Source organism: Aquimarina discodermiae (genome assembly GCF_040786235.1).
Taxonomy (GTDB): domain Bacteria; phylum Bacteroidota; class Bacteroidia; order Flavobacteriales; family Flavobacteriaceae; genus Aquimarina.
The window spans coordinates 1-20,165 of sequence record NZ_JBFMKP010000039.1; the positions used below are offsets into that span (position 1 = coordinate 1).

At 35.2% G+C, this 20,165-nt stretch carries 7 protein-coding genes; all 7 read right to left on the reverse strand.

Going from position 1 to position 20,165, the window contains the following annotated elements; all coding sequences use genetic code 11:
• Positions 1-121: 121 nt before the first annotated feature.
• The 7 genes from ABW636_RS20025 to ABW636_RS20055 all read right to left on the reverse strand — a co-directional run bounded on the left by ABW636_RS20025 (position 122) and on the right by ABW636_RS20055 (position 19,782).
• On the reverse strand, positions 122-3,016 hold the full coding sequence (locus ABW636_RS20025) for a T9SS type A sorting domain-containing protein (protein WP_367591866.1): 2,895 nt from the start codon (positions 3,014-3,016) through the stop codon (positions 122-124).
• A gap of 4 nt (positions 3,017-3,020) precedes the next feature.
• Positions 3,021-5,111, reverse strand: coding sequence for a fibronectin type III domain-containing protein (locus ABW636_RS20030; protein ID WP_367591867.1), 2,091 nt, complete (start codon positions 5,109-5,111; stop codon positions 3,021-3,023).
• Positions 5,111-9,976 (reverse strand): hypothetical protein, encoded by a 4,866-nt coding sequence (locus ABW636_RS20035; RefSeq protein WP_367591868.1) that lies wholly within the window; start codon positions 9,974-9,976, stop codon positions 5,111-5,113. The genes ABW636_RS20030 and ABW636_RS20035 overlap by 1 nt, the downstream gene beginning before the upstream one ends.
• A 9-nt stretch (positions 9,977-9,985) precedes the next feature.
• Complete coding sequence (locus tag ABW636_RS20040; protein WP_367591869.1) at positions 9,986-10,723, reverse strand: hypothetical protein; 738 nt, start codon at positions 10,721-10,723, stop codon at positions 9,986-9,988.
• 66 nt (positions 10,724-10,789) lie between these two features.
• On the reverse strand, positions 10,790-11,053 hold the full coding sequence (locus ABW636_RS20045; RefSeq protein ID WP_367591870.1) for a hypothetical protein: 264 nt from the start codon (positions 11,051-11,053) through the stop codon (positions 10,790-10,792).
• A 2-nt stretch (positions 11,054-11,055) separates the two neighbouring features.
• Complete coding sequence (locus tag ABW636_RS20050) at positions 11,056-17,334, reverse strand: deaminase domain-containing protein (protein WP_367591871.1); 6,279 nt, start codon at positions 17,332-17,334, stop codon at positions 11,056-11,058.
• An 18-nt stretch (positions 17,335-17,352) separates the two neighbouring features.
• Positions 17,353-19,782 carry a TonB-dependent receptor gene (locus ABW636_RS20055; protein WP_367591872.1) on the reverse strand — a complete coding sequence of 810 codons (2,430 nt, stop codon included), beginning with the start codon at positions 19,780-19,782 and terminating at the stop codon, positions 17,353-17,355.
• Positions 19,783-20,165 lie beyond the last annotated feature (383 nt).

Below are 20,165 nucleotides of genomic sequence, written 5' to 3' on the forward strand. Positions count from 1 at the left end.
TGAAATAATCGATTGCTGCTCTGTGTGAACGCAATTCACAAAATAATCTTTAAAATCTTCTGGGATCATAGCTGAAATTTAATAGTTCAAAGATAACACATATTTATCTTAGAACTTAGCCTTATTTTATAATCACTTTTCTAATGGCATTTCCATAAGGTGTTTCTAATACAATGGCATATACACCTGAAGCTACCTGGAGAGTAAAAGGTATATCATATTCCTTTTTTCCGGTTGCTGAAATGTGTTTTAAAAGTGTGTTATCCGTTAGGTTAAACACCTTGATACTGATTTCTTTTTCTTCTTTGAGTGTTATTTTTACAGAAAACTGCCCGTCTGATGGGTTGGGATATGCCTTAAATTCTTTAATGTTTTCTAATTGTTGAATTGTCGGATCATTTTCATTGTTAAGTCCTTCTTGTTGTAACACCAGTACTTTTTGAATATAGACATCTTTACAATCTCCCAGGGTAGCAATTAGTGTAATTTCATATTCTCCTGGTGTGTCAAAAGATAGTTCTGCAAGATCTTGATTTTGTGATATAACTTCTGCAGCATCGGGTATGATCCATTCGACCTCGTTAGGTGCCGGATAGGTTACGTCGATCATTACCATTTTTTCATTGGTAAATATCTGGCTGGTATATAAAAACTCTGCTTTAATTTCTTTGATATTTTCGATGACATTGATAGTGTCTTCTGCAATACACCCTTTCCCACTGGTTACGGTTACGGTATATTGTCCTTCTTGATCCACTGTGATTTCTGGATTAGTACTGGTAAATCCAGTAGTAGATGTCCAGCTATAGGTTGCTTGGGGATCTGATATAGCAGCAGAAATAGTGACTGTTTGCCCTTCACAAAAGAAAGGATCTTCACCCAGATCAATAGTGAACAAAGGAGGGTTTGCAAATTCTATAGGCTGACTGGCATTGGTCACCATACATCCATTTTCATCTACTACCCGGTAGATATACGCTCCATGAGCTATATTTTCTAGAGTAGTACCAAACGCACTAAAATCAGGTGCTGCTATCTTTTCCCAGATGACCACATAATCTCCTGTTCCTCCTTGTATATCGAGTTGTATACCTGCATCACTACCATCTCTACAAGAGAGTTCTTTTTTGTTAGAAAGAGTTACAGTGATTAGGTTAGGTCCTTCGACGTTAATTTCTTGCACTTGGCTATTTCCTCCATTATCGGTAACTGTTACCTGATAGGTGCCTATTCCCACATTATTTAGTGAAGGATTTGTTGTACCATCGTTCCATAGATATGAATATTCTCCATCAGGATCGAGATACCCTCCTGTTGCACTAGCGATGAGATTAACCATAGTATCCGAACAATCTAGTGTATCTGGTGTCATATTGATGGTGATATCTATAGGTTCTGGATCGGTCAATGTAAAGGTTTCGATCTCAGAATTACAACCATTAGAATCGGTTACTATAATGGTGTAAACACCTTCATATAAATCAACAATACTGGTGTTGGTAGACCCTATGGGAGGTGTAAAAGGGTTACCATCTTTGGTCCAGACATAATTTGTATAGTTGCCGGATCCGCCTGATACAGCAATCACAATACGACCGTTATTACCATCAATCAGTGTAGGATTGGTAATTAATCCCGGTAAACCAATGACATTGGGTATGGTAGGAAAACGTTCATCTACAGAGATAGTGGGACTTTGTACTTCACAACTGTTTCCATCACGAATGGTCACTACATAATCCCCTTTGGTAAGTCCATCAAATAGGGCAGACGTTTGCCAATTAATTCCATCATCAATAGAATATTCATAGGCAGGTGAGATTCCTGGAGTTCCACCATTAGGAGTAACCGTTATACTTCCATCACTACCCCCGGCACATTGTACATCAGTAGGAACACCACTTACCGATAAAAGAGGGGGAGTATTTAGTACAAAAGAGGGACTTTCACCGAATTTATCAGGAGTACTGTTTGCATTGTCAAAAGGAGCATTATTGCTTTTGGTTTGCCAGAATAGTTTATAGGTTCCACCGGGTAAATTTCTGGGATTCCAGGTATACGAACGCCCGTTAAAATCAATTTTTTCGATCACTTTAGATTCAAAACCGTCCCAAATCCCGTTTACGAGATCCCATACTTCAATCTTCATTTTTTCCTGCTTGGTATCATCAAGTTCTCTATCAAAAGTAACGGTAAAACTCCCATTATCGTTATTTGCAACATTGATACTATTGTTACAAGAAGGTTGAATGTCTACAATAGCACCATCTAATTCTGGAGAACAATTTTTTATATCGAAGGAAATAATATTGGTAAATTCTAACGTAGGTTTATATCCTGTTCTGAAGTGAGCTTTGTTTGCGTTTTGCAATGCACTTTCAGGAGTATTTGTCAAATTAAGTAATTCTAATAGATTGAAGGTGGTAGTTCTACCGTTCTTTGAATCCGGAAAGTGATTCCAGTCAATGCCATTTAAACTAAATTGCCAATGGTAACCATAATTCAAGGTAATTTCTTCTTCAGGACAAATTTCACGTACGACTTGTCCATTGTTATCGACAGGGAAATCGATATGGATTGTGTAAATATAGGTACGGAAATTACATCTGTTAAAGCTACGTGTTGGATCTACATTAAAATTGTTAATATTGTTAACTCCAGTGGGATCAAGAGTATATGGGAAAGCTTTTTCTTCGACACATGTTTCTGGATTAGAAGGGTTTCCTATAAAACGACTACGTATATCTATCTGTGGATTTGAAGATGAGTTGAGGACAGAAAAAAAATGAAAAATAGGATCACTATTAATATCAAAACCAAAATTCTCGGGACTATAAGAAACGATACTAGAACTTCCATTATCATCTTTAAAACTTATATTAACACTATTAGCATGATTGCCTCCTGCGTTTCCGACCAATTTTGTTTCAAAAAGGAGACCATGTTCTTGCCCCAAAACTGTAAAAGACAGTATAGGGTAAAACAATAATAGTAGTAAAAACGCTTTTCTTTTCATAATTCTAATATTTCACCTCAATCTCTTTCCATTCGCTTATACTACCATCTTTAAAAATTGCTTTAAATGCATAATTGTAGGTAGTATTAGGGATTAACTTTTGATCAATCCATCGTTTATCGTTTGGATCTAATCGTTGATATAGCGTAAATGATGCTTCATTTGATTTTCTATATAGCTGTAGTTCTACCCCATTTTCATCATTAAAACGCCAGGTAAGCTGTATAAATTTTTGCTCTCTGTCGACGGTTGCATAGATCCCTTTGATACCTGGTTTTAATAATTTGCCAGGCATATTGATGATTACAGGAGGAGTAGGTTCACTCTCTAGTCCACTTTGATCTACTGTAATCAAGGTATAGCTATACTTTCTACCAGGATTTACTTTGGTGTCACTATAACTGGTGATCAAATTGTTGGTAGATTCGTATATTTTTTGCCATCGATCAGGAATAGAGTCGGTAGCATCTTGTCGATATAAAATGGTTGATGCCCAATCATCAGAAGAACTATTAATCCAGCTAAAATCAACACCACCATCTTTAATCTCATAGGTTTTAAAGACGGGTGAAGTAGGAGGTATTCGATCTGGCTTTACGAGCACCAAGGTATCAGAAGGTACGGATTCATTATATCGGTTGTCTTCTGCAATTATCTGGTAATATACCGCTTTATCAAAAGAGGTCATATCGATACTATCGATATAATTTTCTTTGATCAGATTCTGTTTGTTAAGTTTTGTGAACTCCTGATCTTTACGATAGGCTCTTATAATATTGTATCCTTTTAAATCGAGCTCGGTGTTTTTTGCCCATTTGAGGGTTACAATACCCAATGTATCTACGATACCTTCTAACCCTTGTGGCTTTTCTGGAGGGATACTATCGATGGGTTGTACCATGGTCGGTGGTGATTCTTTAAAATCTTGATTTTTACCAAAAGCTTTCAATTTAAAATAATTGATATCTGATAAAGGACTGTAATTGATACTTTTTTGATTTGGAGCAATACTATCTATTACCGTTTTATAGGGACCAATAGCCGTTTCAGCACGTAAAAGTTCGAATTTTCGCAGTTTCCATTGTTCTTCTTCTGCAAATGTCCATTGCAGTTCTACTTCATTTTCAGAAAGGATGTTGGACGAAGTAAATAACGGTTCGGTTCTAATCTCTTTAAAAGCTATGAGTTCTGCCGTATCAGAAGGTGGACTTTTTTCATTAAAATAATTGATACCCACAATGCGATACCAATATTTTTTTCCATATCCCGGAATCGAATCGGTATAAGAAACACCAGTATAAGGAGAATCTGCCAATTTGGTAATCGGTACTTCATTTACTTTGTTGTAATCGGTACCGTTTTCTGATCGTTCTAAATTATACGAAGTATAATAAGGTAGTAATTGATCATACTCCCATACCAGTACAAAGGCATTTTGATAGTAATATCCAAAGAAATCAAAGGGCTTTGGTAACTCTTCACGATCTTTTGTGCTTATAAAAACACCAGAAGCTTCAACCTCCAATTTATCTTTTGGGATAGCACTTTTTACATTATATAGGTATTTTTCATTTTCTTTTACTGTAGTATCCACAAATCCGAGTCCTGCAAATTGTGCTACCTCAAAATCTTGATCAATAGCAAATAATGAAAACCCAAATCTACGATCCAATTCTTCACTTTCGTAAAATACCTGTAGCAATGGATTGTCTTCGTTATTATTTACTTGAAATGACTCTCCGTAGATAGCTTGTGCAGCAACTGCAGCCATATCATTTTGTTGTACAAAACTTTCCCATTCACTGGCAGGTCGTGGTTTGATAGTATCGCCAGAAAGAATTACCCGTTCTGGACTGGATAACGGTTTTCCATCTCGTAATACTGTCGTACGCTCTACAATAAATCCATATTGGTTACTATACTTCCAGGCATACTTGTCGGTTACAGCCCAACGCAATAAGATTGCATCGGCTTTTGCCAGAGCTTTTACCACTATTTTTTTAGAAGGTATTATTTCTTGCTCTTGAGAAGATACAGGAGTACATACACTTATAAAAAGTACTGTAATATATATGATAGAGTGTTTTAAAGCCATTAAAAATTATTTTTGTAATCGATTTTAATTGTGTTACCCGATGTTTTGGTAGGTAGTATATAGTGAAACTCTACCTGGTATTTTTCAACGTTGATGTACGGAAATTGTCCATCCATGATATACTTAAATCGTTCGTAAGCATTTTGATCAACAGGATCTGCATTTAGATACCTATTTATAATCACATACTGTAAATGATTGTAATCTTGTTTATACGCAACAGATAGATTCCAACGGAAAGGAAAACGTTCCTTTAAGTAAGGACTATCTGGATTATCTCTAACATATTGACTATATCGTATTGATGGGGTAATATGTTTCATAGGTGGTGTTCCCAAAATGGTCTCGTCTCTATCTACACGAATGTTACCATCTAATGGGTAATTTTGGTATAATAGAGGATAAATTTCTTTTTGATAATAATCATCAGATTTCATTCCTATACCCGACATCAGAGGTTTGTTTAAAGTATAATGAGTTCCAACCACTTCATTCACATCAAATGGTTCGAACTTAGCAATTTTCAATTCCAGTTGTGCTGTGTTTGAAGACCCAGCATGAAAATTAAAATGATCTATAACATTCATGGCTCTGACCTTTTCTCTAAAGGTATCAAACCTACTGGTATTAAAATTAAATGTTAATCGAGTAATGAATGCATCGTTGGTGGCATCTCCTGTAAGTGTGTTTTGAGAGATAGATACATTTTCGTCAACCTGTGTAAACGTTTCTTCTATAGTGTTATTAGCATTCGAATCCGTTCCCGATTTTGAAGTGATCAGGGCATATGTAATATTCGTTTCATTCGGTAATTTTGGAAGCGTAAAACTTAATTTGTTGCTCGCATTATCATATGCAAATTGCGTTTTTAGTTTTTGTCCGTTTTCGGTTACAAAGAATAGCTCATCTTTAAATCCAGGTGTGCCAAATAAATAATCTTGTCCTTTTTCTAGTTGCACATACCCTGTGTTAGATTCTTTAGGTAGTACATATCGTTGATTTACTATCGGATACATGTATTCGATGTTTTTATGCGGTATTCTTGTAGGTGCTTTGCCTGTAGTAAAGGTAACAGTTTTTTCCTCTACAATAGGTTGCCCATTATCGATAACAGCTACCCATTGCCCGCCTTTGTATTCGTTAAACTGTACTTTTGCTGTCGCCGTTATTTTTTTCTCTGGTGGTAAAATATCATCAGATTCAAATATGAGAATATCTTTATTGGTATTCCAGATAAGTTCACCTGGGATGGTTGTATTTCCATCTTTTACAGTAATCTCTTTCAGGGTTACTTGATATTTTTTGGTTCCCAGATCATCATTGATTTCTACAGTTTTGCCTATAGGTACATTAAAAGCTACTTGTACAGCATCAAAGACATCGACCTCGTTAGCATTGTCTTCTGGAGAAATATCTGAAATAATGACGACTTCTTGCAGTCCTGTTTTACCCACTATTTCACACTCTTCTCCTATGGTTACTTTAAGTCTGGCCTGTATGGTGATAATACCCATAACTCTTACTTTTACTCCGGCATAACCCTTTACAAACCAAGGATTGGGTAATTGCCCTTGTGCTAGTACAGCAACTCCAGCTTTCAGGATAGGAATTCTTTTTCGCATTCCGAAAATTTTGATTTGTGCACCTATTTCACCTTGTAGAAAAGCATATAATTGCCCGGTGGCATACCATCCGTCCATACCGATAGGACCCGGTCTTCCTTTACAGTGTGCATCTCCAAAATCTCTAATCATAATATCAAACCCTACACCAGCACGTACCGATGCATAAATGATTCCCCAATCAAAGCTTTTTCCGATCTCGACATAAGCACCAAAGGCATATCCTGTACCTTGTGCCAATTGGCTTTCAAAGTTTCTACCAAATTGTAACTCATCACCTTGTAAATTTAAAATATCAATTACCTCTGGTTTGGGCAAAGCAGCGGGTTCTAATATGGTTCCTACCATAAAGTAGAGGTCGAAGGAAGCATCAAATGGCCCGATCGGTATTCCTGCTACCCCAAATCGTTTGGTAGGAGTACCGATATATATGTACCAGTCATTGGGTGCATCATAAAATTCGATATATCCCAACCTGTTCTTTTCACCTGCTCCACGAATGGTCCCTAGATTAAGGAATACATCAAACATCCCCCAATAAGTATCATTTCTAAAATCTAAATCTACTGCAAGTTGTGCTGCAAATTTTTCGTTTCCGGTAAGGATATCAGGAAATACATGAGTGGCAAAATATTTGATTCCTTCTTTATCGATAGACATTTCGCTGAAAGCGGGATTGTTCTGTTCTTTCTCAGCTAGCTTTTTCTGCATTCCGGCTACGGTACCAAAAGGATTGCCATCACCGCTTCCGCCACCGCTTCCACCGCCACCGCCGGTCATAAGAGCGGCACCGCCATAGAATCCAAGTCTACTTAGTCCACCACCAGCAGATTCGCTATTAAAGCTCATTTCGATCGCAAAAAGACCAGTAAACGTAGCCGATTTTTTAACTTTAAAAGCTGCCATGGCTTTAAAACCAAATTCGGTATCAATATCAGGTCTATAGTAGATGCCTGACATACTCTCGGCACGTTCATCCATTCCGGCTTTTCGCATATGGTGATATACACCACCACCCAGCTCTAAAATTTGTAAACTCTTATTACTCTTATTAGAAGTCGGTTTACCAAACGCATCTACATACCAATATCTAAAATCATCTTTTCGACCAAAAATACCTTTGGCTCCCAATTCTATTTTTAGACTTTCGGCATATAGTTTTAGCTTACCAGAGAGTCCTTTGCCATAGACAGGATTGTCCCTAAAGAAATTGAGTTCTCCGTAAAATTCGAAGTTCTTTTTCTTGACATCGACCTTGACGGCATCGACTTCTATTTTGTCATATTTCCATTTTAGGTAATCTCCTTCTTCGAGCTTTCCTAGGATACGTAGTTTTACATCTCCTTTGATACCCGATTTATCCAGATTGATATAACTGTTGAAACCAATTTCGGCACGATCATCTTCGTATACTTTGGCTTTTACATCATAAAATCCTAGTTGAAATCCTGCAATTTTGGGTAAGGCAATCGTATCCTTAAAGCCCATATATTTTATAGAAAGATAGGGGCGTGATTTGGTCTGTATTTTAAAATTCTGAAAGGAGAGCCCTTCAAAATTAAGGGATTCTATATCATTATCTTTTACATCTTCTGAGGATGTGTTGTCCAGAGCATCTTTTTGTTCTTTATTAAAGGCCATAAGACCCGTGAGGTTGGCTTCGGGGTAGAACTTACTGTTTTCTACCTCCATCTTTATATAGGATTCTGGAAAAAGCTTTGCTTTTCCTTTAAAGATATTAAAATCGACATCTTCGGTCACCTCGACACGTACACTATAATGTTGATCTGCTGTGATCAAACCTTTATAGGCCAAAGCACCATTACTACTGCTGTCTGATTTACTAATGGGTAGTACCAACTCCCCATTAAAACCAGCTTTTATAAAATGGTTTACCTGTAAGTCTACATTGATAGAATCAAGGGAATATTGCCATTTACCTGCATTTCCTTCGTTGATAGTAAAAAGATTGGTGGCAAAGAAATTACCCGAGACCCCAAAATTATCTATTAATAGGCCTTTGGCACCAAAGGAGATGCGTTCTTTGGATTTGGTGATCTGAAACTCTGGTGGTAAGGTAACGGTGACTTCTTCACCATAAAACCCTCGCCATAGTTCTTGCTGATCTGCAGGGATCAATTGTTGCTCATTGTAGATGTTTGGAAACTTTACGGTAGGCGAATTTTTGGTATCACTTAGATCCAAGACTACATTTTGCATTTTAAAAGCCCAGCCAGGTAGTGGTTTTAATTCGAATTTAGGTAGGTCTAATTCGATGATCAGATCTTGTAATGATTCTGCTACGAATTTGAAACTAGCGCCTACGTAGCTTTCGTTACCTGCTATTTTTTTACCGTCTTGTGGTTTGGTTTCTCCCGGAAATTTTTTAGTGCCATCTTCATTCAAGGGAATGGCTACCGTTTTGGCAATACGTACATCGGCTTCTAATCCTATTTCTGATACTTTACCGGTACAATCAATTTTTACATAGGTTTGGCTGGTCGCACTACCATCACTTTCTAAGCCTCCTTTAAAGGTAATGGCCCATTGCCCACCACTTTGCCCTACTGGGAAGTCACCAATCAAATTTAATTGCGCCTCGCCATAGATACCTCCCTGGTGTGATAGTTTGACATTACTGGCGCTAAAGAAAAGCTCGGTACTTAGCTCACCCAGCGTAAGTTTTGCAAACAAATCTACCTCTGCATAGTTGGCATGTAATTTTGCTTTAACCACCCCAATAGTGATTGATGAATTGGCAGATACATCTTTTTTGATCCCAACAGGGAACTCTAATAACTCTTTACCACTTAGGATGTTTACAAAACTCTTTTGCTTTTCGATTTCCTCAAACAATTCTTTGGCTTTGCTAACTAGCGAATCTGTTTTGGGAGTAGGTTTATAGATCTTTTTGATATAGTCCTTAGTAAACTCTGCCAACCCCTGGAAGAAGTTTTCTGTAGGCGCCTCTGCTGATATAGACTCTAGTTCAGAAAAAGAACGAAACTCTTGCGTATTGTATTTGCGTAACGCATAGGCACCATTTTTTTGCTCGGCGATACGCTTTGCCTTAAAAGAAGCCAGACGTTGCAATGCGACCGAGTCTAACCCTTTTGCCATAGGGCTATTAAAGGTAGATGTTATGACTTTTTTTGTAGTCAGTAACAAAGTATCTTTACCTGTATTGGCAAAAGTAACTATCGATAGGAGCAGTGCTAGTATGAGTAGATAGTGTTTTTTCATCCTTTGGGGTTATTTATTTTTTTTATTTTTTTTATTTTTTCTAGTAAATAAATTAAAAACTTGTTTTATTCCTTCTAATTTATTTGGGATATGCATTTTTGTTCCAGAGTCCTTATAATCTCTTATTTGTGTATACATTGAAACGGGAATAAGCAATAGTCCTATTCCAGAAAGTATCGTCACGAAATATCCCGCCAATATCATCGTCCAAGCTCGCAATTTTATGTTCCCTCCTTTTAAGGTGTGATTATTTACCTTTAAATAGGCTATATTATTTTTATCACTACGAATTTGACTTTTTCTAACTTCAACTTCTTTTATAAAGTTTACATCCACATTTTTTATTTTAAGAAGTGTTTCATCTTTAAGATCACTTTCTTTTAAGATGTTATTTTTTTTCAAAAAATCAGTGACTATTTGAAAATCAGTGCTCTTTGTGTTGAAGGTGTTGCTTACTAGTAAAGTGTCACTAAATATTTTAAAATCAAGATATTCCTTTACATTATTTTTTAATTTGATTGAGCTGCTTAAGGGTATGGAATCATATTCTTTTCCATTTAATACAATCTTAGGTTTATTAAGCTTTTTCTCTAATTGTATCGATAACGAATTAATATTTTTATATGTGACTATATCATTAACGATATCATTACCCTTATTAATTAATAAGGGGCCAAACCAAAAAGTAAGCATTCCTGCTACAATTAGATAGGCTAAGGATAATATAATAAAGTTGTTTTCAGTCATTATTTAACTAATACTAATTTTTTGTTATGATTAAATGAGAATATTTATTTTGTCTTTTAGTACGTGTTAACTTTCGGGAGGAAATGGATACTCATCTATAGGTAACCAGCTATCTCCTTTAATGGCTAAATGTTTTTGCAAAGTTCCTAACCTGTATGCGAATTTGTATATTAATTTTGCTGATGTATTTTTAAAATCAATTGTTACAAACGGGGTTCCATCCAATATATCGATATCTATTAATTCAATTTTAGTTGAATTATTTACATTAAACTTATATATATATTGTTTAACCGCTGTTGGGGCATATACTATTTCTTTTAATATCATATCTAATATTTTAAATTATCAATCAATACGATTTTTACATTTGGGAACATAGTACTGAAATTTTTAATTACGCCTTGACAGGACAAACAATAAGGTAGTTCAGAAACGATTTTAAATTCTCCTTTAATATTAGGATAAATTTTTCCTTTTTTTGCTCCCAAATCCCTAGCTATTTCGGATAACATAACATATTCAGTATCTGCGTTTCTAATCCAAGATTCAGCCGTGTTAATACCTCCATTCTTGTCAACTTTATATGCTGTAAAAATATCTTCTCCTTCAAAAGTGTCACCACTTTTTCTTATCGTGAGGTTATCAAATTTTAAATTCCCAATGTTTCCTTCTAAATAGGCCTTGTTTTTTTTATTTAATTGTCTCATCAATTCATCCTGTTCGGACTTAGGTAATCCTGAATTTTTAATTTTATATATTTCTCCATCCATATATTCTTTTAATCGTTTTTTTGCTAGGCTATATTCTGCTGCGGAACCCCTAAATATATTATTGCCTTCGACTAATTTTGCTGGCCCATTACTTTTTTTCCTAAACCCTACTTCGTCACCTTTTTTTAAGATATCATCCCCTTCATATTTTCCTTTGGGGGTTCCATCTTCTAAGAATTTTTTCTTGACAAGCTTATTATCAACAAAACGCGCTACTTCATCTCCTTTACCGTCAATGGTTCGCGTTATTTTTATATCTCCCTTTTTTACTCCACTAAATTTTACAGGCAATGAAGGGTCAAAAATTTCATCTGCTTTTTTAAGTCCGTTGATCAATTTTTGTTTACTTGCAGCACTACCATTAAAGAGTAATTGTAAGCCTTCAAAAGATGATTTATTGTCATATTCAAATCTCTTACTTACTTTAGAAAGTATTTCGATATTACCTTTTACTACTCTTATCTCTGGAAATGCTTTTAAAACTCCCCATGCATCGACTAAGTTGGGATCTTTAATAAATTTTGATATAACACTTGCGTCCCCAAAATCAAAATCTTTTCCAATTTTGAGAATGTCGTCACCAAGATCGTCAAGCTTTTGTAAAAGAGAGAGATCGTTGTCTCCTAGTTTGTTTATCCAATCTTTTAACTTAATTAATTTGGGATCAGCAAGACCATCAAGTTTAGACAAAATACTGGTTTTAGAAGCAGATACACCTAGTTTAATTTCTAAAAGTACTCTTCTGTATTCAGATTTTAAATGCTCGTTTTTGTTTAGGAGTTGTTTACTTTTTACAATTAAATCATCAAACTCATCAAGAGTGATTTTTTTTCCTTTCGAGTTTAGTATTTGAAGATCATCTAGATATTTTTGTTTTTGAGCTGCTGTGGCGTTATCAACCACAGCTAATCCTTTTAATCCTCCATTAAGTAGATCAAAGGTTGTTTTGGCAGCAAGAAAATATCCAACATATTGAAAGGTCTTTGGTAATTTGTCTCCTGTACCAAATTGATATGCCGCACCCCCAACGGTAATAGAAAGATCAATTAATGAATAAGATTGTCTATATAGTGTTCTAAATAGAATTTTTGTGCCAGAATTTGCTGCTATTCTTACTGCTGAAATAGCAGCAGCTCCTTCACCAAGAGTAGCAACAGTAATTACAACATTAAAAGTATTCCAAGCCAAATTTTTAATTCGCTGATCTCCTGTATCATCGTACATATGTTCAAGAAAAATAACTGGAATAATATGACCTTTGGCCTCTAAACCACTTTCTGTATACAAGTGCTTGTTTGTAACAGGACTAAATGGAGAGGCATTGTCATAAAAATATACCATAACCATATCAAAAGGAGAGCCACTTTTTTCTAATAAATTGATTTTACTACTACAATCTTTCCCTCCATTTTTACAGGTTAAAAGCTTTACTTTATGAGTTTCTTCGTCATATAAATATTCATAGTCATTTTTATCTCTCACAAAACTTAATAAAACATAATCTCGATTTTCTACTTTCCAGTTTATTTCTGCTTTTATCCCATAAGTATTAGGACTTTCAATAGCTCTTTCGGCAGCTAATCTGTTTATTTCTTTGAAAAAAGAGGTATAGGAATCTGAGTTTGTGAAAAAGTTTGTTAACCGTTCTTTTAGGTGAAATACCAGAGGGTCTTCATCAAAACTCTTTTTTGGATCCTCTAAAGAACTTAAAAACGTTGCAGCCTCTTCATTAGTGACAGATTTCATGAGTTTAGTAATAACATCTTGATAATTGGTCCCAAAAAATGTAAGAATATTACCATCAAGCATTTTACTTAATGCTTCAATTTTAATATTTATATTTCTTGCTTTTAACTTATCAAACTCTAGCGCATTTACTATCTCAAATAGGACTTCTCTTTTTTGCGAAAGACCACTCTGTGATGAAGGTTTATATCGTTCTTTGTTTCCTATTATCTTATCAATAAACTGATCAAGATTTGTATTGTCTACATTATTAACTATTTTCTTTATTAAAGAAACATCACTTTTGCCACTAACAAATAAATCATCTCCAATAAATATGTTGTGTTGAAAAATGATTTCTAAAAGCTTCTCTTTTTCTTCATATGTCAGGTCACTTATAAATTTATCATTCAAATAATACAAAGCAGAATAAAACTCTTCTTTTGATGCATTAGATCCTAGTTTTTCGTTGTAGGCCTTAATATTTTTATTTACTCTTTGAAGAGCTTTAAGATAGAGGGATAATGCCCCGTCATGATACCAAAAAGCATCACGAGCTTTTATGAAAAGTGCTTTGTCACTTCCCCAAAAGATTCTATCTAACTTATCAGAAAAATCTTTGCTTATTTGTGCTACCAGGATGTCATAATCAATTTTGTCGTCTCCTTCACTACAAACCAGTTTTGCAATTCCAGTAAGCGCTTGAGCATCCTCTTCACTTTTAATTAAGTAACTATATTCTTTATAAAAATTGTTCCCATCTGTACATAAATCACAAGCTTCGGGACTATTTACATTGGACATATATGGTGTTAAACTACCAATTTGATTTGTCTTCAATAGATTTTCTTTACGCCCACCGCTATTCCATTGTTTTTCTCCTTTGTCAACAGTATTAGGATATCCTTCTTTTTTATAAAGATCTATACCACAACTATCATCTGTTCTTTTTAGTTTTCCTAAATGTACGGTGACTTTATTGCTCAGATTTTTAGAATAGTGATCTTGAAATACACGTTGTGTCCAGGTGTCGCTTGTTCCTAGGTTTTTTAGATACCCCATGAACAGCTCTTGACCATTGTTACTTCTACCTTTTGCTGCTACATAACGTTCTAACTTTCCGTTTTCTAATACAGTAAATGCGAATAGTGCACCTGTATGATAAAAGGTAATATCCTCTGCATTAAGAGGGATAGAGATTAGTTTGTTTGCAGGAGAAACAAATGAGATACAAGATTCGTTTTTACTGGTAGTATTAACGGTCACCTCGTACTGATTAAATTTGTTGGGTGCTACCGCATTACCAATTAGGTATTGGTCAGCAGCAAATTCCCCATCCTTATCATCCTGAAACAACATCAACTTCAAGCTAGGATCACTCATGGTTGCCCAATTAGGATATCCTAATTCGGTACCATCACCATAATCCATCAGCCAGGTGTTGGCTTGCCCTGCGTTAGCATCATTATCACCAAAGGGGTGTCGTAGTGTATATACTCCATGCCCTAATTCGTGAGCTGCTACCTTAAGGGCAGAATCTTTTTGTTCAAGTCCTTGCCCCATATGTTTTTCAAACAAGAACCCCCATTGTCTGGTTTTAGGCATAAAACCACTTAAGGGTTTAGAAACCGTAAATTCATCACTTAATACTAAAACAAAATATTGTTGTGAGTCATACCCAGGATATTGTTTTTTAAAGGCCTTATAGATGTTTTTTAATTCGGTAGGGTAATCTGATAAAAGTCCGCTACCATCGTAGTCAATAACACCGTTATCATTATCATCCCATTCGTCTTTGGTAATGGTAATATTGATAACATCTTTTTTGACGTTAAATATACCTCCTGCTTTCCCAAAAATATCATTTAGACCTGTTTCTAGATTCGAGATATTGTTACCACCATTTACTGTAATGACTTGTAATGGAGTAGGAGTGTGTTTTTTAAGATGGTGTATAAAGAAATTGGCGGCTATTTTATATTTATTATCGCTAGCATCAAGGTAGGTGATCACTGCTTCCTCGGTGCGATAGGGATCTCCACCTGTAACAGTAATTTTATAGGTGTTGGTATTGGCCAATCGCTCATGTTTGATCGATTTGTTTGTTACCGTTTTGATAATCAGGCTGTCGATATTGATTTTGGAGTCATTGATAACGATATCGGCATAAAACACATCATTTTCACCTTTTACAATGGCTTTATGGGCAGGATAGTAAGAGTCGCCACTACTGGTATTTATGTTAGGATAATTGGCTTTTTCGTAGTCATTGTTTACCAGATCCAAAGCAAAATGGGTGTCATCTCCAGTTCTAAACGTTACTGTAATTGCATCATTAGTAATGTTATTTACGACGGGATCTTCTAGTGTACCTGTTGGGTTTCCTGAGTTAACACCATCGGTATTATCAGATGTTATTTGAGGAGAAGGATCTCCTGTACCTGTTTGGGTAATGTTTCCGTCTTTAACCGTCCACTCATCACCGCTTGCATCTTTAATGATATGAGTATCTCCTTCATCATAATCAAAAGTGTCTGTCGTACCGTCGGGCTTTACAATAACGATTTGCCCATCAGTAATACTGATATCTTCGGTATCTATTTCATAATCTAATGGTGGTATTTCTGTAACATCCCCACCAGTAAAGACATCGGCAATATCTTCGGCTACATCAATAACTTCGTCTACATCCAGGATATTTCCCCATGTAGGGTCGTAGGTAGTAATAACAGCTCCTTCGGCAAGTTGATTTTCGTTATTAATAAAAACATTGGTAAAATTAACAGCTACTTTAATACTGTTAAAATAGGGAAAGGTTACATATCCTTTTCCTGTAAACCGCCCGTTACTACCACTTACTTCAGTTACTTTAATAGGGAAATCTCCGGCTTTAAAAGAACTACCAGGAAACAGTTGTTCTAATGGCTCCATGTTTTCGATATCCAAATCTGGAGAAATACCACAGTCTATAAGACTGGTTTCATCATCTTCGGCTAGGGTAGTAAATGTTTGTAAGGGAGAATAATCACTTTCTGAGATCAAACACCTCTTATTTACTTGATATTCATACTCGGTATCTGCTCGAAGGTCCCATAACGTAGTCCAATTGGCACTGGTTTTAGCAAAAAACCATTCGTTATTATCTCCTTTTTGTCGATAGCGTATGGTAAACTCGGGCACATCTGTAGTGTAGTCATCCCAAAGAATGTTTACTTGTTGAGCGCCTTTTACCTCATGTCTGGTATTGGTTGGCGTATCACAAGGGGCGGTATAATTGAACCAAAAAATTTCACTATATCCATTGTTTTTGAATAATCCTACTTCTTCTGCACCGCTAATAGCTTTTCCCTGTACACGCCATGCATATCGTTTGTTGGGCAATAATAAAGGATCCGCTGGCCCATACAGATAAGAAGTGTTGGAGGTAGTGATCTGAAATACCGGAGGAGAACCCAAAAACGCAGCTTGCGGATTCATCGTTTGATCCCAGATCTCTACAATACTTAATTCATACTGTACATTGCTGACATTAATATGTCTTGGAGTCCATTGAAACAATAAGTTTAATGGGTTTTGCTCTGAAATATCGGTTTGGTTAGAAGGAGCAATTAAGAAAGGCGGTTCGTTTTGAAAAACATAGGTGGTAGCACATGTTCTTTGAGAAATACGAGCTCCTGTAAGTGTGTCAAACACTTCAAAACAAAATTGATAAGATCCTTCTGGGATCACTTGGCCATATACTGATGGCGGAATACCCGATATGTTTTCAAAGGCGAAATATGGAGCTAATTCTGTATTTGATAATGTTAATGGGACTCCTCCTTCAACAAATAGAGAGGGAGCTCCTATGATTAGATCTTTACTCTCAAACGCAATACCATTACCTTCAAAATAAGCTTTTAATCGTATCTCACGATTGGCCTGAGAAAGGTCATTTAAGAGTATTTGTAAACGTAATGGACTATTGATAGCAGTTGCATCTGCATAAGATGAAAAATAAATAGGTGCAGGAGGAATAGCCTGCGGTATTAAGGTAACAGGATACGTTTGTGAAAACATACCTTGCCATGCCAGCAATACCATTAAGAACAGAATAAACAACCGTCGTTTCATAGGGGTATACGTTTGGTTTTATATTTTATCTATATATCGAAGCTCGAATTTGTCTGGATTGACCTCTTCTAGCGACTTATGATAATAGAAATCAATAATTTGGGATTCTAAATATAAGTTAATTTTTTTAACATCTTCTTCTTCTTCTTCTTCATACATCTTAAAAGCTTTTTGTGCTTGTTGCTTTTTAAATGTCGCAATCAATTCGTCGGGTGTTGTTACCGCTTTTATACTAGTGTACTGGTCAAACTTCTTCTTCATCCATCGGTGTCCAACTAGCTTCTTTTGGCGGTCGTCAAGCTCTTTTTCTAACCTACTAATTTTACGAGTATCTTGCGGAGTGGCCTTTTTAAGGGCATCTAATTCTACTTTTGTTTTTACAAAGCTTCTTTCTAGTTTAAAGTCAATATACTGCATGTCTTCACGAAGACTCTCTATAACTTCATACAGTATGTTGTCATAGGCTTTTAAGAAATCCTCATAACTGTATAAAGCGTTTAAGAACTTGAGTGCTTTTTGTTTATAAGGTTCTGATTTTGATTCTTTTTGTACCGCTGTAAACAGAAAATCAAGATTACCTTGTTTTTCTTTAGGAATGTTCTGAAACCTTGAACTGTTTTTTACATTGGTAAGCTGTTCGTTAATTTCTGGAATGGTACCACTATAGGTGGTAGATCGATGTCTAAACTGTAAAGTTCCTAATTTAGCGATCGCCTTTTCATCAAGCTTGTTACGTTTTTTTAATTTAATTTTAAACGTATCAAAAGTATATGTGTAACCCAAAGTTGCTGTAAAATCAGTATTACTTACGGTTGTAGTATTTCTAAATAAAGAGAGTAAGTTCAAATTTAGAGTATGACTCTCATAAAAAGAATAGTTACCACCCAATCTTAGGTTGTAAACATCATTTTGTTTTTCTCCATTATTAAATGCAGTATTGTAAGAGCTAGAAAAGTTTGCTCTTAATTTTTTATCGAAAAATGATTTGGTTACAGTAAACGTGGGTCCTAATGTTAGATTTTCTGTTACCCCCACAGTATTATAAGATGCATTGGCTGCCAGGGTAAAATTTAAAGATTGTAAAGGATATCCCAAGGTATATGCAGACGAAACATTGTAAAATTTGGATAGCCCATTTTCGACTGTATTTCCTCCCTGCTGATTGTTCGAGTTTTGGTATGTTAGATTTAGATTTACAGCCTGTTGTCTGGTTTCAGTTTTCTTTAAAGTATAGTTGATACCAAGGTTAGCGTTTTGAGATATTTGACGATAATTAAGGGTGTCTACATTGTCAAATTGATTTACTTCATTGATGAAATCAAATTGATCTCGAATATTGGTATACGATTGAAAATTTGAATATCCAGCGTTTACAGATAATTTATCAGAACCTGTATAGGTGATATTGACAGCACTTACGATTCGCTGTAGTTCTGAATTTTTTGTTTTATCAAGGTTATCTTTTTGAAGCCCCGCATTTACACTTAGTCCTATTTTGTTATTAAATAGGTTTTGTGTAGCATTTACTGTAATGTTTTCGAGGTCATTGTTAAAATAATAGGCACCAAAAGTTCTGTAATTCGGGTCTATTCGTTCGTATCCTACCCCAACAGAACCATTTCCTGCTGGATAATCTAATTGCGCATTAAGTGCATTATAATAATTGGTCGTTAGGTTTTCATTTAATAAAAAAGATAACACACCAGCAGAAGATACTTTTGCTTCTGTTGCCAGAATGTCTTCGGTAACACCAGAAATGGCATACTCGAAGTTTAATTTAGCTTTTTTGAAAAGCGTGAAATTAGTTTCTGCACTTACTACGGTATTTTCTTTTGGAGTTAATTCTAATTCTACAGGAATGGCATTTAGTAATGAGTTTTCTTTGTCTTTTGCATTAAAAAATATAAGTCCAAAAGAAGCTCCATCCAGATCATAGGTAGTTTTAAAACCGAAACCAAATCGCTCATAAGCGGGAATGGCTTCGGGGGTTTCATCATTATATTCTGTAGCCTTTAAAAATCGACCATATAACGCACTGATTTTAAAAGGACCTTTGGGAGAAAGATCCACCCCACCTCCTGTAAATTGATGTCCGTTTAATGTATAAGGCGAAAAGGTCATGGCGACATCCCCAATATGAGTAGCGACCCATTTATAAGATGGATGAATGCTTAATCGATTTATTTTGAAAGGTGTACTATAGCCAAAGTCCTGATTGGTATAAGAAAACGACAATGGAATATTATAAATACCACTAACATTAAAATTTAAATTTCCGTTTACGAAATACGTAAAAGGATTCCTATTGGCAGTACCATCATAAAAAACACCATTACCAGAAATTCCACCATTAAATCGTAATAAAGGAACTTTACCAATTTGCTCAAGATTTTGAGCAGAAGTAATGAAGGTAAGGCTTAAGAGTAAAATAAGTAGTTTTAGTTTCAATATGTTTACGGTTTGGGGAAGCGAATTTAGTATAATTTTAACAAAAAAGAAGTAAATTTTTTGATTATCAACGGTTTAATGTTTTTTTTTAGACTGTATATACGTTTTACCTTTTAGTTATTATTACATCCAAAGTTATAGAGCTTTAGTCTCATTTATTGAGACTATAAGGCTAATCTTTGGTGTTGTATAGTTTAATATTTTAATATATAAAATTATCATATAACCGAGTTTTTTTATCAGTCAAATAAGTCCTGAATCTTTAACATTGTTAAAGATTCAGGACTTATTTTTTCATTTTACAATAATTACAACTGTTTTTTACTTGTGCTTTTATGTAAATTGAAAATAAATATACCTATGATTTGATGTAAAGGGTTTAC